The 23,129-nt window shown below is 36.3% G+C and carries 15 protein-coding genes; 3 read left to right on the top strand and 12 right to left on the bottom strand.

Features of this window, described 5'->3' with window-relative positions:
* Nucleotides 1-499 precede the first annotated feature (499 nt).
* The 10 genes from QP953_RS18155 to QP953_RS18200 all read right to left on the bottom strand — a co-directional run bounded on the left by QP953_RS18155 (nt 500) and on the right by QP953_RS18200 (nt 10,171).
* Nucleotides 500-1,258, bottom strand: coding sequence for a hypothetical protein (locus QP953_RS18155; protein WP_052594297.1), 759 nt, complete (start codon nt 1,256-1,258; stop codon nt 500-502).
* A gap of 52 nt (nt 1,259-1,310) precedes the next feature.
* Nucleotides 1,311-2,036: a hypothetical protein gene (locus tag QP953_RS18160; protein ID WP_309552245.1), complete on the bottom strand. Its 726-nt coding sequence runs from the start codon at nt 2,034-2,036 to the stop codon at nt 1,311-1,313.
* 68 nt (nt 2,037-2,104) lie between these two features.
* The gene (locus QP953_RS18165; RefSeq protein WP_052594301.1) at nt 2,105-2,887 is read right to left on the bottom strand and encodes a hypothetical protein; all 783 of its coding nucleotides are present in this window, start codon (nt 2,885-2,887) and stop codon (nt 2,105-2,107) included.
* 363 nt (nt 2,888-3,250) lie between these two features.
* On the bottom strand, nt 3,251-4,543 hold the full coding sequence (locus QP953_RS18170) for an LVIVD repeat-containing protein (protein WP_063833035.1): 1,293 nt from the start codon (nt 4,541-4,543) through the stop codon (nt 3,251-3,253).
* A 329-nt stretch (nt 4,544-4,872) separates the two neighbouring features.
* Nucleotides 4,873-6,060, bottom strand: a complete 1,188-nt coding sequence (locus tag QP953_RS18175; protein WP_063833036.1) for an LVIVD repeat-containing protein — start codon at nt 6,058-6,060, stop codon at nt 4,873-4,875.
* Between the two features lie 402 nt (nt 6,061-6,462).
* Nucleotides 6,463-6,699 carry an NIF family HAD-type phosphatase gene (locus QP953_RS18180; protein WP_309552247.1) on the bottom strand — a complete coding sequence of 79 codons (237 nt, stop codon included), beginning with the start codon at nt 6,697-6,699 and terminating at the stop codon, nt 6,463-6,465.
* A 5-nt stretch (nt 6,700-6,704) separates the two neighbouring features.
* Complete coding sequence (locus QP953_RS18185) at nt 6,705-7,058, bottom strand: HAD family hydrolase (RefSeq protein WP_309552249.1); 354 nt, start codon at nt 7,056-7,058, stop codon at nt 6,705-6,707.
* A gap of 226 nt (nt 7,059-7,284) precedes the next feature.
* Nucleotides 7,285-8,415 (bottom strand): metallophosphoesterase, encoded by a 1,131-nt coding sequence (locus QP953_RS18190; protein WP_309552251.1) that lies wholly within the window; start codon nt 8,413-8,415, stop codon nt 7,285-7,287.
* A 143-nt stretch (nt 8,416-8,558) separates the two neighbouring features.
* Nucleotides 8,559-9,467, bottom strand: a complete 909-nt coding sequence (locus QP953_RS18195; RefSeq protein WP_052594308.1) for a hypothetical protein — start codon at nt 9,465-9,467, stop codon at nt 8,559-8,561.
* A 194-nt stretch (nt 9,468-9,661) separates the two neighbouring features.
* A complete protein-coding gene (locus tag QP953_RS18200) occupies nt 9,662-10,171 on the bottom strand; it encodes a DUF1761 domain-containing protein (RefSeq protein WP_052594310.1) in 510 nt (169 codons plus the stop codon).
* A 518-nt stretch (nt 10,172-10,689) separates the two neighbouring features.
* On the opposite strand from QP953_RS18200, the gene QP953_RS18205 reads away from it, so the two are divergent.
* From QP953_RS18205 to QP953_RS18215, 3 genes are all read left to right on the top strand, one after another.
* Complete coding sequence (locus QP953_RS18205; RefSeq protein ID WP_309552253.1) at nt 10,690-11,073, top strand: hypothetical protein; 384 nt, start codon at nt 10,690-10,692, stop codon at nt 11,071-11,073.
* Between the two features lie 117 nt (nt 11,074-11,190).
* Complete coding sequence (locus QP953_RS18210) at nt 11,191-13,332, top strand: thioredoxin domain-containing protein (protein WP_309552255.1); 2,142 nt, start codon at nt 11,191-11,193, stop codon at nt 13,330-13,332.
* A gap of 182 nt (nt 13,333-13,514) precedes the next feature.
* The gene (locus QP953_RS18215; RefSeq protein WP_156039681.1) at nt 13,515-14,156 is read left to right on the top strand and encodes a hypothetical protein; all 642 of its coding nucleotides are present in this window, start codon (nt 13,515-13,517) and stop codon (nt 14,154-14,156) included.
* A 64-nt stretch (nt 14,157-14,220) separates the two neighbouring features.
* Here QP953_RS18215 and QP953_RS18220 read toward each other — a convergent pair whose 3' ends face one another.
* Together QP953_RS18220 and QP953_RS18225 are read right to left on the bottom strand one after the other, a co-directional pair.
* Nucleotides 14,221-18,999: a S8 family serine peptidase gene (locus QP953_RS18220; RefSeq protein ID WP_309552256.1), complete on the bottom strand. Its 4,779-nt coding sequence runs from the start codon at nt 18,997-18,999 to the stop codon at nt 14,221-14,223.
* A gap of 432 nt (nt 19,000-19,431) precedes the next feature.
* The gene (locus tag QP953_RS18225) at nt 19,432-23,127 is read right to left on the bottom strand and encodes a T9SS type A sorting domain-containing protein (RefSeq protein WP_309552257.1); all 3,696 of its coding nucleotides are present in this window, start codon (nt 23,125-23,127) and stop codon (nt 19,432-19,434) included.
* Nucleotides 23,128-23,129 lie beyond the last annotated feature (2 nt).

Raw genomic sequence — 23,129 nt, forward strand, 5'->3', positions numbered from 1 at the left:
AAATAAATTAAACTTTTTTTAGCTTAGTTTTAATTAATCATTAATAATCAAGCAAAAAGGTTGTATTAAAATTCCCTCTCAATAATTTTCGTTACTTACGACTGTCTTTTATGATCAAGAAGTACATTAAGTCATTGTCCAAAATTTCTTGTGCTTCCACTAAAAACTATTTTTATGATACGATTCCTTTCGATCGTTTTATTAAAAATAACCAATTTACAATTACCAAAAAAAAGGAGTCAATAACAATAAATTGCTATTGACTCCTTCATAAAAAAAGAGCAGAGATACACCAGCTGCTACGACCACCTACCCTTGCTTGCGTTAACACCTGGGGGATTTAATGGGAGCTTGCCATGTACCTCCAACTCCGATGCAAATATAAAACGCTTTTTTAGTTTTCACAAGCTTTTTCTAGAAATAAATTCAAGGCAACTTGCAACAAACTGACTATCAATCTTATTATTTTTTCTTTTTTTTGAAAAAAGTGAATCCCTTTCTAAAAGGTAGCTCCAACCCTTAATGTTAGAGCAAATAATGTCGTCCGCTCTCCTCCAAAACCAGTTGTTCTACCCATTTGTATTAAATAACCTAGATCTAATGTTGTATGTCCTTTTCGAGTGGAAGGAAAACGAACTCCAATTGCAGGATGAAGATGTAACCCTCCACTTGTACTCCCATTTCCATTTATTCCAGATAATGAATTTAAAGATAATCCATAGCCAATATTCATGTCGTAATAAGGACTCACCGATTTTTCCATCAAATAGCCTCTAAAATTAGCGCAGATCGGTACCGTGCCATCTGCTCCTGCTGCTAAGAACCCAATATGAAGTCCTACTCCAAACAGTTTATGAAACTTGTACCCGACGGAATATTCTAATTTAAACCCTAATAAATTAAACACACTAAAAAAACCTGGTCCTGTAAAAGGTGCTGGAATCACATTGCTCCCTGCAAAAGAATGATACCATCCCCTACTTTGGGGCACGTGCAATGTTCTAGGTTTTTCAACAGGCTGAACTTCATTCGTACTTTTTTCTTTTTCTATTTTTAAAATCGTTGAGCTTGGATACACTAGTATACTTCCTCCTCTTACCTGTATTTTAATCTCACTTTTAGGAGTATATTCCAAAATTTGACCTCGAAGTATTGAGCCATCTTTAAAGTAAACGACATCTTCTGTAGTAGTTTGCCCTAAAACAGCGCCAAAACTTAGGCAGATTAGTAACAAACTAATAAAAATTTTATCTTTCATGTATTGTATTATTTGTGTTTTACCTGAGAATCATTACTGGAGTTTTGGAGGCTTAAAAAGTAACACCTACCTTAGTTGTAAGCGCGTAGACACTGTACTCATGGACTCCACCCATTTGTATCATATAGCCTAAGCTTAATGTAGCATGCCCTTTTCTGGTAGAAGCAAACCGTACTCCTATTGATGGATGCACATGCAGCCCACCTTTTCTAGTCCCTACAGTAGTCAATCCATTCAAACTAACACCATAGCCTACATTCATATTATAAAATACATTAGTAGAAGTTTTTAGGAAATAGCCTCTTAAATTAACACAAATGGGGGCAAAAGCTTCAAAACTAGGAACAAGCAACCCAACACTAGTCCCAACACCAAAATAGCGATTAAATTGATGCCCCCATGTATAATCTACCATCGCCCCAAAAGGCAAATTCCAAATGCCAACACTACCTCTAGCATACACCTTAAAAGTCGTCCCGAATGCAATGGAGTGATACCAACCTGTTTCTTTTAAATGCAAAGGACGTTCGCTATTATCTGTCTGATACGCTCTTTTGAGCTTCGTTTTTTCAATTTTAGTAACTTCTGAGCTCTTGTAAACAATTAGGCTTCCCCCTCTTATTTTTATCTTAATTTTGTCTTTGGGATCATAATGGACGATTTCACCTTGTATAATTGTTCCATCTTTTAAATGAACAACATCTTCTCTAATTTCCTGCCCTATTACAGTTGATGTTAAAAACATCAATGCTATAACTATATATATTCTATAAATCATTCATCTTATTTTTATGGTCTGAATAATAGTAGCTTGCTGCGAGCTTAATGATGTTTTAATAAAACAACTTAGAATGTAACACCAACACGAAGAGAAGGTCTATAGATGGTTCTTTTCTCAAAAATTGAATTATTATTCCAATCGCGATATTGAGCACTTGAGAATTGTATCACATATCCGAAATCTAAAAATACGTGCGTTTGTCTAGTAGAAGGTAAACGAACTCCAATAGAAGGTCTGAGATATAAGCCCCCTTCTGCAGCTTCCATTCTCCCCAAGCCATTTGAAGCCAAAGGATTAACAACACCAATTCCATATCCGACATTAATATCGTAAAATAAACTAGCCGTAGACTTCATAAAATTTCCTCGAATATTGGCAAAAACAGGGACAAAAGTTGGACCTCCTAAATTCATCATTCCAACACCTCCACCGACACCAAGCAACCGATGAAAATACCACCCAACAGCTCCTTTCAAGCTAATCCCAGGAGTCGGTTCTCCCCAATCACTTAATCCTCCTAGTGTTCCTACTGCTACGGTTCCATAAATCCCTGTATTGGGCACTTTATGATTAGGTCGTTTCTTTTTCTTTACTTCTAATACAATTTTTGCCGTCTCTTTTTCTATCTTAACTACTTCTGAGCTCTTGTAGACCAAGACACTTCCTCCATAAATTTCAATCTTGATATTACCATTAGGGTCGTATTCTATTACTTGACCTCTTATGACACTCCCATTTTCCATGTAAACAACATCTTCTTTTGCCTCTTGTGCCCAAGTATTGACAGTTGTCAAACATACTAAAACAACAACACTTAATAAAGAGCAGATTAACTTTTTGTAGTTCATTTATTCAAGTTTTGATTTAAAAATTAACAGGTAGATAAAACGGCTCTACCTGTTAAATATATGTCGATATATTTTATTAATACTTTGTATTTTTTTTACAAAAAAACACAAAGTACCTTTACATCAATTTACTTCGTACGTGCTACGCTTTTAATTAGTTGCGCTGCTCTTACGTGGTTTCCACGAAGTAAAGTTTTATAATAGCTTACAAAATTATTATCTATAGCGCAAGACCATTTTTCTGTATAAGTGCAATTGGCGCCATTAATAGAAATGTCACTAAATTGGTTTGTTGCATCCAACAGAAAGTAAAATTAGGTCTTAGTTTCTTTGCAAACTATTAGCAACCTCTTAACAATCTATCTATTTGTTAACAGGAATGTGACTAAGCAATTCTAAAGATGCTGGATTCGCTGTATTGTATTGATAGAAACCATCTTTTCCAATCACCATAACTGCGTTTGCTCTAGGAATTGTGATAGCGTCATATGCTGGGAATGAATTATCATGGAACAATTGATTTTGCCCAATAGCATTTTTATCAGCAACATCAAATACCTTCAATCCATCAGAACCATCGCACAAATACAATTTATCATCATTTACGGTCAAGCCATGAGGATTGTGCATGTTTGTTGAACTAACAAGTGTTGGATTGGTGATATTCGTAATATCTACTACGTCCAATTGGTTGCTAAAGCCTTGGCAATTTGTTCCACTACGCAATGTTACATAAGCAAAATTTCCGTCAACAAAAACAGGATCACAAACATCTGCATGTATAAACTCGCTTAGGTAAGTTGGATTTTGTGGATTGCTGTTGTCATAAATAAACATTCCTGTGTTGCTACCAATAAACAATTTGTCTTGGTAAGGGAAAATTGTTTCGATACCCCAACCCATTCCTACTGTTACTTGATTTACACGAGTAGGATCTTCTGAATTAGAAATATCAAAAATATGCATATCTTGGTTGTCTACAACATACAAATGCTGTCCATTGATGCCAAAACGTGCCATCGACCCACCAATACCAATTGCTTCACGACCAGCACCACCTACATTAGCCGATACACCTGCATTGTTGACTCCATTATTAGCCATCATATCAATATTTTGCATACCTCCCCATTGATTTCCTTGCATAGTACTATGATCATCACAACGAACTTCTTCTGTTACTTCTTCGCTGTTGTATGCTACCAATATCCCCAATTCTGGGTCTGTTCCATAATCTGGAAAAGCATTCGGCACACGCTTTTTCAAACGAGCATTTTGAATATTAGACACATCAATTGCCAATAAATCAATGTAGTTGTCAGCATACAATGTATTTCCACTCATAGCAATATCTATATTACCAGGAATAGAAATAAAAGCCAACTTGTTGGGAGAACTTGGATTGGCATTATCAATGACATGAACACCTTCTCCTTTTTCATTAATCAGAATTAAATTACCATATAGATAAATTTTTCCAGGATTCTTTAAATCTCTTGCAGGTTCTACGGTCGGATCGACACGAATTTCTTCCAAAGTTTTATACACTGGTGTATGTTTAGTGTATGTCATAACTCTGGTGCAGTCGTCCTTGACGCAGCTAGCCATTAAAAATAGCATCGCTACTGCTGCAAAAAACACATTTCTTTTGTACATAATTTAACTAAGTTTTGTGTGGTTATGAAAATAAATTATAAAGTAAAATTGGGTGCATCTTCCTAAAAATAATTCAGTAACTTCAATATTTGGTTCGTCCTAACAAACGGAACTCAAGGAATATCTGCTTACTAAATATTAAATTTTAACATAAAAATTTTGTTAAAATCTAACATAACTCTAACATCATTTACTTAACCGTATGAAAAAAAGACTACCCTCCTTTTTTTCTTATTTTTCTTTATATAAATAAAAAAAACCTTGCAGCTATTGCCACAAGGTTTTCATAATTTACTATTTAACAACAAATTACACAAACAGTTGCTATCTTAAGCTTCTATTGTAATTTCGCTAATACGTTCTATATTGCTTGGATCCATTGCATCATATTGGAAGATTCCATCTTTGCCAACAACGATAAGAGTGCCATTGTCAGGATTTGGAATAACATCGTATGCTTTGCGAATATTTCTATCCGCATCTTTCAAATTGTCCAAGATATTAGTTTTATCTGTCACATCATACACTTTTAATCCTTGGTTTCCATCACACAAATACAATGTATTTTCTTGAACACTCAATCCATGTGGGTTGTGCATTTGGAAATTTTTCACCAAAGTTGGGTTTTTAATGTCAGAAATATCTACAACATCCAACTGATTAATCGCACGATCACAAGGACCTCCACTACGCAAAGTTACATAAGCATGGTTGCCAGCAACAACAACAGGATCACAAGCTACAGCATGCTCAAACTTACTCAAGAAGCGAGGAGCCGAAGGATCAGAATTGTCATAAATATACATTCCTTCTGTTCCACCAATAAACAATTGACCTTCATGTGGGAAAATCGTTTCTACATTAAAATCCATTGCAATTTCGTTCACTTTCTTAGGATTGTCAACCGTTGTAATATCGTAGACAACCATATTGTTGCCATCCAAAACATACAAATTGTTATCAACAATTGTAAAACGCGCCATAGACCCCCCAGTACCTACTGGGTTTCCAGCGCTTGATGGTGTTCCATTAGAGACTGCTTGAAATTGAGTTGCTCTCATTCCACTCATTGGCTCTACTCCATTGTTCATCGCCAAAAGCTGTTCTCTACGTTGTTTTTCAAATACTTTAAAAGCATTTTTTACACGTTTAATTTCACCAGTTTTGGTATTTAAAGCAACTAAGTCCATGTAATTATCAGCATAAATTACATCTCCTTTTACAGCTACGTCAATATTACCAGGAATTTTAATAAAACCAACTTTTTTAGGTTCTGCTGGATTTTCATTATAAACCATATGAATCCCTTTACCCATTTCATTAATCAAAATCATATCATCTTTGACATAAATTTTGCCGGGGTTGGTCAATTTTTGAGCAGATTGCAATTCAATAGATTGCTCACGCATCTCTGCCGATGATTGATAACTTAGTGTATCTTCTGAATTGGTGTCATTGCAACCAATTAATAAGGAACTTGCAATCAATGCTGCTCCAAATATAAACATTCTATTCATGTTCATGCTGAGTTTTATTATTTGTTAGTAAACAAAATTTTGTTTATTTTAATACAAGCTAATATGATGATTAAAGCTTGATTTATTTTTTCTTCAGTGATTTTTAACAAACACTACTATTGAGTATAGCTTTCTTTTATTGAATAGTTAGTTAATCTTTTGAAGAATTGCCTTTTATGCTCTCAAAAATAGTTTTGTGTACAAACCATACTATAAATATACGCATTTTTATCCAAAAGGATTCTCTTTTACTTAAGATATTCTATTAACATTTTTTGCTAACTTCATCTTTTTTAAGTTGTTAGAAGATCAAACTACAAAAACACTTACAAAGTAGAGCTTTTAGATTAACAGTACAACTCTATCTACCTACTAAAAGTTTCCTTTTTACAGACTTTAACACTAAAGCCCTTGCTGCACTTCTGTTTTCCAGCCTCTTTTTTCGATTGTTCTAACATTTGTTTTGTTTTTTAATGTTTGCAAATAAGTAGCTAGATGCAAGAGTTCATCATCTTCACTATTGCCTGTGTATTCAGTTGGATAAATTGCATTCCCATAACTATTTTGTACTTTTTCTGGAGAGTCATCTACAATCAATATACGCTCCAATCTAAAGCCCTGCCGCTTTACTTTTTGCAACGGTTTTAGATAAAAAAAGGCGTTTCATAATCCGACAAATATCGACCATAATCTTTGGAAAATCGTTTTGATCGGTAGACACACCGCTTCCGCCCCCAAACAAACTCCAAAGGATAATCTTTAGGAAAAATATGATCAACGATTTTTTGCACATAATCCTCCGAAGCAGATGACCAAACTGCTATTAAAAAATCATCTCTAATCTGCTTCAAAAAATCATTCAAATAAGGACGCAAATAAACATAGAAATGGAATGCTTTAAATGCTTCTTTACGCTCTAAAGGTGTTTCTCTAGCATGAATTAAGGTTTCATCTAAATCTAATATTAATAAGGTTTTGTTTTTATTTCTAGCCTCCATGTTGACAAGTGTGTTTCAATTTGATCAAGCTTATAAACAGATCAATAGTACTTTGAGAAGTTTCTCAAGCAATTTCCTATCAAGGCGATTATTTACATTACGCCAATCGCTAAAATTACTAGGTTAATCATTCTGATATCGTTCCTTTGAACCTTTAGAAAACAGATTGCTTCCTTCTTAAGTTCACTTTAATACAACTTTCACCCCCTCTAACTAAAAACAACTCTTATTGATTTAATTGATAAGGATTCTTATTTTTATCCCAAGTAAGAATTGTACTATCTCGTACCAACATAGGATGCTCTGGAACAGCTTTATAATAAGGCTCTCCTACATTAAATCCCCTCGATTCTAACTCCAAAGTACCATCACTTAAGACATTAATGATGGTATAACCAAAAAATTGAGCTGGTCCTGGGCTCCCACCATTGCCAGCAATAATTTGATAAGTTCCATCTCCATTGGGTTGTTCTCTATTATAATCATGTACATGAGCAGATAACATCGCAACCACACGCGATTGATATAACAAAGGCCATAATTTAGGTCCATCTGGAAATCCTTTGTGTCCTGTTTGCGGTTTGCCATCAACATAATAAGGCTTGTGACCTAAAACAAAAACATGTTCAATGGTAGGATCTGCTTGGAGTGCCTTTATCTTTTTTTCTATCCAATCTAATGGAATCATCCCCTCTAAACCATATGGAGCTTGCTCAGTTGGAGCATTATAGGTGTCGGTATTCATGACAACAAAACCTAAATTATTTCGAACAAAAGAGAAGGTTGCTTGATTATTGATGCTATCCGTTCCTGTTACATGCTCACAATCCAGTGGTATAAATGGGCTCATATGCTTCATCCATAACTCTGTTGCTCCTTTCAAAGGCCACTCATCGTGTTCAGGATCTCCATGATCGGCATACGTTAACATTTCATGGTTGCCAGGTACTGCAACCAGTTCAATACCTGATTCACTAATTTTACTAAATGTAGTATCCTTAAACAGCTGAACCCAAGCTTCCAATTGATTGTCTAGCTTTTCTGTTGTCGATTCGCCTAGAACTAAGTCTCCCAAAAAAAAGAATAAGTCTGGTTGATGTTCTAATTCTAAAATATCATCATAAATTCGTTGCAAAGCGGCTAAATTTGCGGTTGACGCATCCGTGGCATTGGGATTTTTTTCATCTGAACGGTTTACTCGATTGCACCCTACAAATACAAAACTAGAAACAATGGTTGTTGACAATGTATCTTCCTTTGTCTCTGTTGGTGCGACCACACGGTTTTCAGTTGGATTGTCTACTTGATTGCAACTTATTATACAAGCTAATAAACATAAATAGAGTACGTTTTTCATAGGACAACTTTTTTAATTAGAAAAAATACCGAAGTGCAAGTATGATAACCTACTACACAACTATATCTTATAAATATATAAAATCTACCCTATGACTAAAAACAAAGTCTGCCGTTTTAGTTATTTACCAATGCTTATTTTCTTTACCTTTTATATTTAATCAAATACAATTTGGTTCGATTATCCGTTCCCTTATAAGACTCTTGCCGTATTTTTTGCCCTTTATTATTATACTTAGAAACTTGTTTTCCATTGATATGCTTATTGGTATAGTAAACTTCCTCTACTTTCCTCAATTGACCATTGCAGTGATAAACATACGTTTTTAAATAGCTTCTTGGATTTTGATAAGGGGCTAATTGAGTGGAGTACTCTTCGACTAGAAGACCTTTTTTATTATAAGTATATGTCGCTTTTTTTATTTCTTCTCCAGCAGCGTTAATTGTCCAACGAGTAGTTAAACGATTGTTTTTGTAGACTAGAGAATCTGTTTCAAACACTACTTTGGTTGTTACAGCTGCTCCCTTTTCCAGATTATGCGATGCCGTTTTAATAAGTTGTTTTTTATCATTATAAAAATAATTATAATAAGCACACCAATCATGATTGTTAAAAGGAGCTAAACAATCTTTGCACCGAATCAAATCTCCATCATCATCATAGGTATACACTACGTGCATATCATTTTGTCGATCTACGACATAATAACGGAGTTTTTGTTCTGGAGTAAATGCATAAGTCACAATACTCGAATCTTCTAAATTGATTCCTGTTGCGGTTCCATCTTGTTGGTAATTGATCTCAATATTATACATTAGTTGGGGATAATCAACGTACATCATATCTTTAACCAATCTTCCCTGTTCGTATTTCTGATATTGCCGAAGTTTTAAGTCACTACTTTTTCCTGATTCACTCCCATACACCCTTTTTTCTTTGCAAGTTTCAAGCAAATGTATTCCTGAGCCTTCTTGTATTGCTATCCATCTAGTATAAGCATCTTGAGCATAAATAAAAGTAGGAAGAAGAAAAAGAAATATCAATATTTTCATTTGATGGTCGTAATTTTCGAGTGAGAATCTGGCGTTAAAACACTAGTCCTTTACTAATTTTTATACAAAACGTTAGCTTAGTGCTAGTAACATAGCATCAAATGTAAGCTTTCTACCTTTAATAATAGAAAACTTGGTTTTAAAAAAGTAGCAATGCTAATTTAAAGCTAAAAAAAATTAGCATTGCTATTTAACTATACATTATAGCCCCATTGTCCGATGACACCTCCCATCAAAGCTAGAGAAAGTGTCCAGTATCCTACATTGATAAATATATATTTCCAAGTTTTTTGCTCAAACAAGGCATTAATTCCTAAAATAGGTAATGCGACCACAATCCCATAAAATAGACCATGAAAAGCTCCATGGCTAAATGTTAGGTGCCGATCGCCAACAATAGCCATAATGCTCTCAAATGATTTCATTACCTCAGAGCCTGCCTCTCCAAAACCTTCCTGGCTTGCAAATAGCTGAAAAATTCCAAATTGGTGCACAACCGCTCCTAGTAAAGCAAACGAAAGAAACAAAGAAAAAATATACGTACTTCCAAAAATAACCAACATATTCCCTTGTTGTGCTTTTTCCTCTGTCATCCCCGTTTCTTGCATCCAAGCATTTCCCATTACTTTAGGATTATACCATATGAAGCCCACGATAAGAGGGATTAAAGCAACTGCCGGGAGAATTATAAAGTTAGGTCCCATAATTCATTAATTTTAATTTGAGTGAATAAAATTCCTTACTTAAGCAAGTTATACATTTTATGTATAGAAACAAAAATATTCATAGGCAAAAACAAAAATGTTTATGCTTTTTTTTATTTACTACCTTGCATTCTAACTGACTTGTTTCCAAGCCTAAACCAATGGACTAGACCTATCATCCTTGATCCATAATTTCAACAAAAAAGAATGCCCACGGTCGATATTCACAAAATTATCTGTATAAATTAACTCATGATCATAGGTTTTCAAATGACAAAACATAAAAAAGAGTTGCTTGAAGAAGAAAATATGATTATTTTCATAGTTTCAATAGCCTAATCCATTAGAAAATCGTATTAAACCATTATCTCACTCTTCAACCGTCAATTACTGTAATCATTCAACTATGCTCCATAAAACCAAACACACACCCTTGATATCAAAACTATTAATTCAGAGTATCAAAACACGAATCTGTTTTTTAAATACAGCATTTGCTTAAAAATAATACCTACTGTATGGCAAACGAGAACAAAAATCTTTGGCCTGATTTTGACATGAATCCAGTTGTTACTCCCAAAGCTATTTTATTAGAACAAGGAAATTTTCTTAATGAAAAAACTAAAAATGTACTCCATGTTGATGTTTCAACTGTAACGCAAACTAATGGCGATACCGTCCTACACTTTTACATTGTTGCCCCTAACATGAACAACTACAGGTATTTGTTGCTTAGCATTATGCACAAGATAACTCTATATCCATTAGAACTTGATTTTCATACTCCTGAAATCACCTATGAATGCGTGGATCAGGAAGATTTGTTGTCCGATTTAAAAGAAATTTTTAACCACGAATCAACTATTAAAATAATACACTCTCTCTTAGCCCAAAGTAAGTAATATTATTCTTTTTATAGTTGAGCTAATAGTCCCTACTTGCCACTGGCTCACTTTATTTAGCTAACTTGCTGCTAGTGTGTTTTAACGGTCTATTGTACGTAAAACATGCACCATTCAATGAACTATATTCACCTACTTCTTTTTCTCCTAAGTTTTAACATCATCAGTTGTGCCCAAAAACATCCTGACAAAAAAAATGCAACTCATTCAGAAGATCCTCCCTTATACACAAATGCGTTGATTCACGAAAGCAGTCCTTATTTACTGCAACACGCTCACAATCCTGTCAATTGGTATCCTTGGGGTACCGAGGCTTTAGAAAAAGCCAAAAATGAACATAAAATGCTTTTAATTAGTATTGGTTATGCTGCTTGCCATTGGTGTCATGTTATGGAGCATGAGAGTTTTGAAGATTCGACTGTTGCTCAGCTTATGAACGATCATTTTGTGTGTATAAAAGTAGATCGAGAAGAACGTCCCGATGTTGACCAAATTTACATGACTGCCTGTCAGCTAATCAATCAACGTGGAGGTTGGCCACTAAATGCTATTGCATTGCCAGATGGAAAACCATTTTTTGCGGGCACCTACTATCCTAAATCGGATTGGACCAAAGTACTTAAGCACTTTATACGCCTTTACAAAGATAGTCCAAACAAATTGCAAGAAGCTGCTCAACAAGTTACAGAAGGGCTTGCCCAATCGGGGGCGGTCAACCTCAACCCAACTCCTCCTTCTTATACGATGGACAAAGTATCGGTTTCTTTTGAAAAATGGAAAGCAACAATTGATTTTAAAGAGGGTGGTTTTAATAGAAGTAGTAATAAATTTCCGTTGCCTTCTACTTGGAATTACTTACTACGTTACGCAGTGCTTGATAGCAACTCTCAAGCCCTAGAGGCTACGTTAACAACACTAGACAAAATGGCTTTAGGTGGTATTTATGACCAATTGAGGGGCGGTTTTGCCCGTTACTCTACTGATGCTATCTGGAAAGCACCCCATTTTGAAAAAATGCTTTATGACAATGGTCAGTTGGTAGCATTGTATGCTCAAGCCTATCAACAAACTAAAAAACCACTGTATAAAAAAGTCGTTTACGAAACCTTAGAGTGGATTAACCAAGAAATGACAAGTCCCGAAGGTGGTTTTTATGCTTCGTTAGATGCTGATAGCGAGGGGGAAGAAGGGAAATTTTATGTGTGGACAGCCGAAGAAATCAAAAGTATCCTAGGCAAAGAAGCAGGTTTGTTTATGGATTATTATAATGCTACTTTGGCTGGCAATTGGGAACACAAAACCAATATTCTATTCCGCAAAAAAAGTACCGAGCAAATTGCCGCAAGATACCAGTTGAGTGAGGAGGCCTTTCAGAAAAAAATCACCCATCTCAATTCTAAAATGCTTCAAGCTAGAAACCAACGCATTCGTCCTGGGCTAGACGACAAAATTCTGACATCGTGGAATGCTCTAATGCTAAAAGGATATGTAAAAGCCTATCGAGCTTTTGATGAACCTAAATTTTTAAAAGCAGCTCTAAAAAATGCCAATTTTCTTGTACAAAAAAGCATTCAAAAGGGATATAAAATTACCAGAAATTACAAGGATGGAAAAGCTTCAATTACAGGTTTCTTGGATGATTATGCTTTTCTAATTAGTGCTTTTATCGAACTGTACCAAGTGACATTTGACGAACAGTGGTTGCAGCGAGCAAAAGCATTAACTGATCATACTTTAGAGCATTTTTTTGACGAAGCTTCGGGTATGTTTAATTATACTCCAGATTATAATGCCAATTTGGTTGCCCGAAAAATGGAGGTAACAGATAATGTTATTCCTGCTTCTAACTCTGAAATGGCTAATAATTTGTATCAACTAGGTTTGTACTTTCATAATAAAGATTACGATCAAAAAGCAAAGCAAATGCTGGCTAATGTTAGTGCTAATGTATTGGATAACCCTGGGTACTTTTCTAATTGGGCTAATTTAATGTTGTCCATTATTCAACCACCCTATGAGGTAGCTATTATGGGAGCTGACTATTCTGTCAAACGCAAAGAGTTGGATCAATACTATCTCCCCAATGTGCTCTTAATGGGAGGAAAAGAAGAAGGCTCTCTAAGTTTATTAAAAGACAAATTAATCTCTGGAGAAACAACAATTTATGTTTGTCAAAACAGGACATGCAAACGTCCTGTCAACCAAACAAAGGCTGCCTTAAAATTAATGAATATTGATGAATTGCAATTGACAAACTAATATCGGTTACTTGTCGACAATATATGGCATAGAATCACATCAACTTGTTTATTCATCTAAAGATATACTTTTGTGTCTTTTTAGCACCGTTAATACCAATAAGTACCTTTGTAATAATTCTAATTATTTTTAGTTACTTTGAATTTTTTTATCAATTTCTTTATTCACATTTTGCCTACATAATGAAAATCTCTGTTTATCACATTACTATTCTTGCATTGATGCTGTCCGTTGGTCTATCTTGTAGTTCTTCTGAATCTTCTAACGATTCTGCACCAACCGCAGCCAAAGAAGAAAAAGGTTCTGTCAAAAATTTAGCGCACCTTATAGAACAAACCAAGGTCGTTGAATCTGGCACACCAATACCTTCTGACTTATGCCAACAATTTATACAACCAGCCCTTACGACTCAAACCTTGCATCCTTATATTGATACGCCCGATGCTACCTATAGCTATGGGCAAGTCTTGCACGAAGACTCCGCTATGGTTGCCTTTACATTTTATTACAAAGCTATTGAAGATAAAAACCTTCTTGCAGCTTCTTTTATTGCTAGTTATAACCCCAATACGCAAGAGTTTATTGATTCTAAAATGGTTTTTGGAAGTTCTACTTTCAATTTTCAAGAAACCAAAGGATATAACTTAGGTTTCTCTTGCCGCTCAGACATGGAATTTATACAATCTGACGACTTAGTTTTGATTTTAAAAAGTCAAATTAAACGGTTTTATTCTGCCTTTAAAAAAGGTGTTGCACCAAAAGCCAACTCCATAAATACACATCGCTATACCTTACTTAAAAATGGGCAATTTGTGTTTGGATGAATTTGCTAAAAACAAATGTATATCGTATGTAAACAAACGAACATACGATATACACTTTAAAAATTTAGTGCTGTATCAGCAATTTTTTAACTTCAATTCCTTTATTACTAATCAATCGAACAAAATACACAGCAGGATTTAACCTACTAACATCAAGGGAAATTTGTATTTTTCCTTCTGGTATTGATTCGTTGATCAAAACATTCCCTCCTACGCCAACGACTTCTACTTGGTAATCTTCTTTTAGTGGAGCGTTAAACTTCAATACCGTTGTTTCTGTTGTTGGATTTGGTTGTATGTTCCAACCTATTGTATTCTCAATTTTAGGAACATCCACTATAGTTGTAACAATAACCGTATCTCTAAAACTACAACTAATTCCATTGATATTCATACTTAATGTCACTTCGTAAGTGCCCAAAGCAGAATAAACATGGACGGGATTGGGTTGGGTAGAAATGCTACCATCTCCAAAAACCCAAAACCAAAGGCTTGCATTAGGATTACTTGAAAAAGTTGCTGTATTTCCACTAACAGAAGTTGAAAAAGATGCTATTACATCTGCGGTAACGCTTGTCGGAGCACTTTCGCAAAAATCTAATCTAATTTCCCAATCGTAAAAGTAGTTATAAGAACTTGTGTTCGTTGTAGGCGCAACTGCACCACCACCATAAGCACTAACAATAGAAACAACGTCGGTTATGGTATATGGATAACTTACTCCCGCCGTATTGCTCACCAAATCCATATTGGCGCCTACCAAACTATAATTGCCAGCAGCCGGCACTTCAAATGCTAAAGCAACTCGTTGCCCTCCACCTACTAAATTAATGGTTTTAGATTCCAATAAAGTATTGGTTGCTGTATTTCCATTAAAACCATCCCACAATTCAATTGTTCGAGGACCTGCACTATTAGCCTCTACCCAAACAGAAACTAGATAAAAATCTGTTTCAGCAGTAAAGTTGAGTGCCGCATATCCACCATTGATAGTAGTACTTGTTGCTCCTACAGTCGTAGGATCGGTAGGTCCCATTCTTATAATAGGTGATTGATAAACACTCTTGACTTGGTAAGTCGTTGTTGTATCTAGCAATGGGGTATTAAAGTCTGTTCCTACATATAATAAGTTATTCCCACTATCATACCAATGCAAGTTAGTCTGCCAATTTCCATAAGCTCTCAAACGAGCTGATTCATCTTGACACACGGTATTCCCCTGTGTAGAAAGCACTTCAGGGTATTTCACTTCTACATATCCATTTCTCGTAACAGTATTGGTTCCTCCTCCATTCGTAACCTCCAAAGAGACGCTATAAACTCCTTCTGAGGTATAAGTATGTCTTGGATTCGCTTGTGTTGATGTATTTCCATCCCCAAAATTCCACAACCATTGCGTGGGTTGATTCCCTGATTCATCTTTAAATGAGACTTGACCATCACAAGAATAGACAACATCAGAAGAAAAGTCAGCTATAGGAGACAACGTACCAAACTCTATATTTATATTGTCTATATACAAGTCATTCCCTGTTCCAAAATGCCCTGGAATATTAACAAATCTCAAAAGAACATCATTACCAATCAAAGGCGTTAGATCGACATACTCTCGCCTCCAATCACTTGCGCTACTAGGCATCCAAAATTGAGTTCTAGAAGAACTTGTACTTAAATCTAAACCATCCTTGAAATAGAGTTGGTGAAATGTCTGCCCACAATCTATGGAATAATCAATCCTTAAGTCATCAGATGCTTCGGTACCAAAAGCCTGAGGGCGGTAAGAAACATCAAAAATTAATTGAGCAGCAGCGCCTGCTATTCCTGATGTCAAATCTATAGCACTTAAACCAAAAATATCGCTCCTCTCTTCATAACCATAATTAAAAAACTCATTGTTCATTTTCATTACAGTAGTCACACTACCCGAAGCACCGATTACATTGATTGTGTCCCATGTCACATCGTTATTTACATCAATTACATAAGCAAAAGATTCTGGAAAAACGCCATTATCAAAATTCTCTTCTATCGGAAAAATAGATGGTAATGTATCTATGGCTATAATCATTTGTCGAAGCGTATCATTACAGTCTCTAGCATCTGTCGTCAAGCCTGTCCATACTTTCAACTCGTAAGTGCCTGGTGTAGGGATGTTAATTGAATTGATAAAAGAAAAAGTAGTACTATTCTGCGAAGACAATGTTCCTGTATATGTTTCTGTAACGATAGGATTGCTTCCTAACTGATAATAGATGGGTATGGTAGTTTCTGTAGCATACCCTTCATTAAAGAGCTCAACAGACAATGTTTTAGGGCTCAAATCACAATACCCCCAAACAGAATCAAGCATGTTAAATTGTTTTATCCCAACATCATGTATGCCACCACAGGCGATATAACATCCTTGATCAACGCCAAAACCTTCGTATAAAATAGCATTGGCTCTTAAACCAACAAGACCATTCTGTCCTCTAGCACGTACAGAAAACCATGCCTCATTATTGATATCGGCAACTGTTAAATCAAAATTTAATGTGGTAGTAGTACCGATTGAGTCCATGTATTGGCTTCCCAGCATAAAAACGTCGTACTCAATTGCTCCAGGGACACTATCCCAAACTAGACCAATTGTATTTGTTGTTGGACAAACTAAATTAACTCGCAAGTTAGGTACTTGATCTATAATATTAAAATTAGCAACACTTTCACCACTTATTCCAGCTCTAGAAACACGTACTTTAGCAGCTCCTGTAACGGTAGTAGGTACTGTCCAGTCTATAAAACGACTTGCTCCTGGTTCAGCCGCTTCAATTGTTATCCATGAATTTCCGTTGTCTACAGTATATTCAATCAAGAAAGTTCCAGAATTACCATAAGCATCCCAATAAATCCTATTGTTAGATCCAGGAATTAGCCCCTCGCCTCCCATTGGATAAACGACGGTAATGTCCTCCATCAAAAACTCATACACGACAAAGTAATCTTGTGTCCCCATTGGAATTGTCGTTCCTTTTACCTTCAAAGTATAAGTACCTGCTGTTGGGTTATCAATTGCAATTTCTTCTACGTTATTCAAATGATCAACTCCTTTGGTAGCTGGCAAAGCTAACGTAGTTGGGTTTGGAGTATGGTTTAATAACCAAGGTAAATGTACTCCTGTATTGGGAGCAACTACGGTCGCATCCAAGTCATTTACCAATGCCGTTGCTGCTGCTGTCGAAGCTTCTCTATCTGCCCAATAGACCATAATTTTAGCCCGCTGTACTCCTACGGGAATACTAATAGAATGACTATTACTGTCACCATGAACCAATGTCCCACTCAAATAGCGGTTGTCTTCCAACAATTGAACCGCTCTCAAACCATTTACTTTTCCCCAACCATATATAAAATCAGGTCCATCGTTCCCCAAATCAGTGGCGGTATTTAGCAAGGCTGCTTTTAATAAGGCAGAAGGAGCTGTTGCTCCTCCATTCAAATTGCGATACGCATGGTGCAATTGAGCCATTACGCCAGTAATTCCAGGCGCAGCAGCAGAAGTTCCTCCTCCTGGTGAATAAACATTGTTGGGATCCGTAGACATTTGACCTGCTCCATGTGCTGCAATATCAGGCTTAATCCGTCCATCTGATGCAGGTCCGCGGCTGCTACTATTGACAATCGTATCATTAGCATCTAAATTCGCCGTTGCAATAACATTCTTTCCCATTTTATGACCGCCAGTAATATTCCCCCATTGGTTTCCGGCTCCATAACCGCAATTTTGGTTGTTGCTATTTCCTGCGGAGAATACTTGTATTAGGGTTGGATTGTTGTAAATTTCTTGGTCAACCAAGGCTGTCGTGTTGGTATACCCAGCATTACAACCATTGCTATAAGAAGAACAAAAAACCAACACCGCACTATCTTGGTGTAATGGAATTGTTCCAGGCATAGCTGCATCGTATTGGCGAATATGGAGATAAGACCCCGTTGCCATTCCTCGCATCAATGGATTTAAATTTCCTGCCCCTCCTGCAATACCAGCGACCATATCTCCGTGACTTCCCGTAAAATCGCCCGCTACTTCTTGCTGGTTGGCACGTCCTTTAAAATCAATATGTGGTCCTACAAATCCATCGTCGTTGATGGCTATGGAAACGCCTGTTCCATCATAATTTCGAGCACCATAAAATTCACCATCTATAGCATTCGCTCGGTGCAAATGGCGCCCAACATCTGATTCTGGCTTTCCTGGTTCTGAGATAAGATCTATATACCGGACCAACGCTGTTCCTGCTATCTTTTCTATTTCTTGAGGTAATAATTGAGCAACAATCATTTGAGCATGGTCCATTGCGTGTTGAACATTGATACCCATTCTTTTCATTTCAGCCTTTGCTAAAGAAGGTGAAATATCTTGATGATAACGAATGATGACTTTGACAAATTCTCCTTCTTTTGCCCAATTTGGATAATCCTCATCCTCTAATCGTTGGCTTATTTTATACGTTCTTTCTATTGGTACAATACTTCTAATATTAAGATTCTTTAATACAGCTATATCTATTCCAACAGGAATAGAAGCAACATATAGTTTATTAGGAATGTATTCTAACAATTGAATACCAATTGCTCTGATTTGCTCTTGTTGAGCAACATTTGGTATCTCATTAAATTGTACAAAACGATAAAATCGATTTTGGAAAATTTCATAAGAACTGAGTTTTTTTGAAGTAAACTCCAAAATATTGGACTCAAATTCTTTTTCGCCTTTGTAAAAATTAACAACATTATTTTGCCCAAATAAATCGCTGTTGAACAACAGTAGGACAAATGTTATTAAAACAAAAATGTAATTCATTGGATTAGTTTAACATAATTAATATAATAAGTGCCAATTTTAAGTTGGCAGTTGATCTCTTCTCTTCAAATACCCAATATCGGATCTATTATTGGAATTCTGCACTCAGCTGTAAAAATAAACTCCGTACTTAATAGCAGCAAAAACATTATTTATACTTTATCATCATTTACTCGTAGCTTTTCAGGGTACGCCAACCCAAAACAAAAACATAAAATACTAAATTACAACAACTTAAAACTTCAAAAACTATTCTCAAGATAATTCAAAATCAAAATAAAGATGCCATTAATCAGATTATACAAAATCTAAATTTAACATTCTCGAACAGTAGAAGCAATGCATTCAAAAGCAAATCCTATACGAACTAAAGTTCATATAGGATTGCTTGATTGGGGGCTATAAATACTATTGGCAAATGAATAACTTATACTAACGCTTCACAATTTTAGTTGTCGTTATCGCCTTGCTAGTTTCTACATTTAACAAATACATTCCACTTGGTAAATCTTCCATATTCAACTGTTCAATATATACTCCTTCGGCTTGTCTCGCACCTACAATATGAGTATGCACACACTGACCAATACTATTCATAACTCGAATGGTTACCTCTGAGGTTTCTTCTAACGTATATTTCAAAGTAATTCCACGCTCAAATGGATTCGGCATTGTTTCTACTTTTAATGCTTTATTATCTATATCGACCACAGAAGAAAATTGATCAATAATACTGATTGGAGTATTGGTAATCACAGGCTCGTTATAGTCAAAATAAATAGCGGCTGTGTTTTCTATTTGTGTTCCAACTGGTAGACCTGCAATTCGCTTGATTTTGAACTTTACAAATCCCATACTTGCATCAAAGTCAGTTGCTGAATCAGGCAAATAAATATTATTAAATGTAAATACAAGTATATTGCCATTCTCTAGACTCACTTCTGCATTATGTTTTGTCTTAATATCTCGAATTGTTTCTGGCAATAAATTCACATCCAAGGTATCACGAATAATGACAAAGTGAGCTGGTGCTGTTCCTGTATTTTGGAAACGAATATTATATTCTAATTCTTCATCTGTTGTGTAAATGATTCCGCCATTCCAAGCATCTCCACTATGGTAAGGAGCTACCTGCTTGTCATTCGGATCCCAAGAACCAACTACTGTTGTTGATAATCCATCGGTATTGTTGGCAGGCGTCGCATCTCCAACTAATGGTAAAACATCCGCTGTTCCTTGTAGCAATGTTCCTAATGTCATATTTGTAGGCACTGTAAATTTAACATCCACAGAACGACAAGCACCTGGGTTCAAGTTGCTAAATGACCAGTAAAATTTATGTCCAGGAATATCATGAAAAGTCAAGGTAGAACCCCATCCTGTAATAGATTCAAAACCTAGCAAACTATTGTAATCGTACTCTAAGGTACCATTCATAATAATATTACCTTTGTTACAATAGTCAATTCTAGTATAATAACTAAATCCTGGCGTTGCATTGCTATAATCCCACAAGTCAACTTCCAAATCCTGAACAGGTGGATTCGTTAAATAGAAATTATTAAAGAAGTAACCACTTGCTGTTGCATTTACTGTTGCTGTTCCCCCCGTTGGACAAATAACAGTGGTTGTCAATGGTGAAGTGTTGATATATTCGACAGTATATGTACCAGGAGTTGATATATTAAAGGTATAACGACCTTGGGCATTGGTAAACGTTGTTAGACCCAACGGTTGCAGACGAACCATTTCATAAGGCAGAGGCAAACCAGTTTGACAAGTTCCTGTACCCGACACATCGTATACATACCCTCTAATAACAATGTTGGTACTAGTTACTGATAAGTGATAATCTCTATCAAACACGCAACCAGTTACAGGATCTGTTATAGAAACCGTATACCATCCAGCAGATAGATTGCTAATATCCTCTGTTGTGGCTCCGTTACTCCATAAGAAGGTTGGGTTGTTGACTCCTGATACTGTAATGTCAATTGCTCCACCTGTATTCGATGCATTGGGCTGTGTAATTGTTCTTGACACGGTTATATTCGTTTGACCTCCAACAACCATATTATTAATTTCTAATTCACATCCGTTATTATCAGTTATGCTAACAGAATATTGTCCAGGATAAATGCCAAACAAATCTTTTACATTGGCATTGCCATAAGACCACTGATAATTATAGGGTAAGGCACCTCCTGTCATGGTCAAATCAATTCCACCATTCTTATTATTACAAGTAGCATCTATAATGGTATAAGTTGCTGTTACTGCTGGAGGATTGGGCACAGTATAACTAGTAGCATCGGCACATCCATTAGAATCTGTAATCGTAACATCGTATGTATTACCAGGAACAACATTCAAAATACTTTGATCCGTTGCTCCATTCCCCCAAAGGTAGGTATATGGCGCAGCTCCGTCTGTTGGTGCTGCGGTTAAATAATCAGGCTGACAAGCAGACTCTGCCGTGATTCCCGCTACAATTTGCCCCGCATCCAAAATATCTACGGTATCCATAATCACACAAGATCCATTGGTCACTGTAACAATATACATTCCTGCCGACAAATTATTAATGGTAGGTGTTGTTGCTCCATTGCTCCATGAAAAAGTAGGGCTAGTCATTCCATAATCATGCACTGTGGCAGAGCCATTGTTTTGACCACAACTAGCATTGGTAGAAGAAAATTCGATAAACTCTCCTACTGGAATAGTGTCTGAATATACACAACCCGACCAGTTTCTGACTTCTACAATATGAAACCCTGCGGCAATGCCTGTGAGGTCTTCTGTTGTAGCTCCTGTTGGAGACCAATAAAAAGATTGAGCTGTTCCATTCGATACAGTTAAATCAATTGCTCCATCGCTATTGCCACAAGTAGCATCCGTCACCACAGAAGATAAGCTAAGCCCATTTGACAAGCTGTTTGCCCAAAGACTATCTATACCAGAACAACCATTCACGTCTGTTATCGTTACAATATACAAGGCTACACCTGACTGTACATTAATAACAGGCGTTGTTTCTCCTGTATTCCATAAGTAAGTATATCCATTATAGGGTGGATTCCATCCTGTAGAGGCGCCACCATTTCCATATGCAGTCAAGATGTCCGATACACAAGGGTTTTGAGTAGAATCTACGATATAAGCTGTAACATTCCCTCCGTCTGATATGGTACCACTACCTGTCAATACACATGATCCATCGGTTACGGTAACACTATATCCTCCAGTCGATAAATTGCTGATCGTTGGCGTTGTTGCTCCTGTGCTCCACAAAAATGTTGGATTACTCAAATTTTGAGTATTTACAGTAATGGAGCCATTTATTTGGCCACAACTCATATTAGAAACCTCCATTTCTATTTGAGGACCATCAACATTTAGGGTATAATACAAGTAACAGTTATTAGCATCTCGAATACTAACTCCTGCCGCCCCAACTGGTACATTAATCGGGTCTTCTACTGTTTGCCCTTGAGCAACTCCATTCCAATAAAACGTATAAGGAGCAACTCCACCTGTTACTGTCAAATCTATAGAACCATCATTTGCATTGCATGTAGCAGGAGTCGTTGTATGGCTAGCAGACATTGGCGGAGGATAAGTAGTGACTGTTTTAGTACCAACACCAGTACAGCCATTCGCATCCGTCACTGTCACCGTATACACCCCTGGTGCTGGATTCTGAATAGACTCTTGTGTGCTCCCATCACTCCATACATAAGTAAAAGGATGGCTAGCAGGCCAAGATGGATTGGCATATAGTATACCATTACAAGGTGAGAAGGAAGGGTTGACGGTTATGCCTGTTGGTGAAGGGGCTAAATAAGTTGTTGCTGTGTAGGTACAATTTGTTGGGTCAGTTACTGTTACAGAATAATGTCCTGATGGAAGATTGTATAAGTAACGATTGGTCGCCCCTGTATTCCAAATATAAGTAGACCCTGAATAATAGGTCGTACCTGACGCATTGATGGAGCCGTTATTAGCCGTTGCACAAGTCGGTCGCCCTTGTGTGTTAATTGTGTAGCTGTTCGGACATTGCCCCCACACAATTCCTCCTACGCACCAAAAACAGGTAATTAGGAGTAAAAGTAATTTATTGTTTTGCATAA

Origin of the sequence: Aureispira sp. CCB-E (assembly GCF_031326345.1) — a bacterium.
GTDB lineage: Bacteria > Bacteroidota > Bacteroidia > Chitinophagales > Saprospiraceae > Aureispira.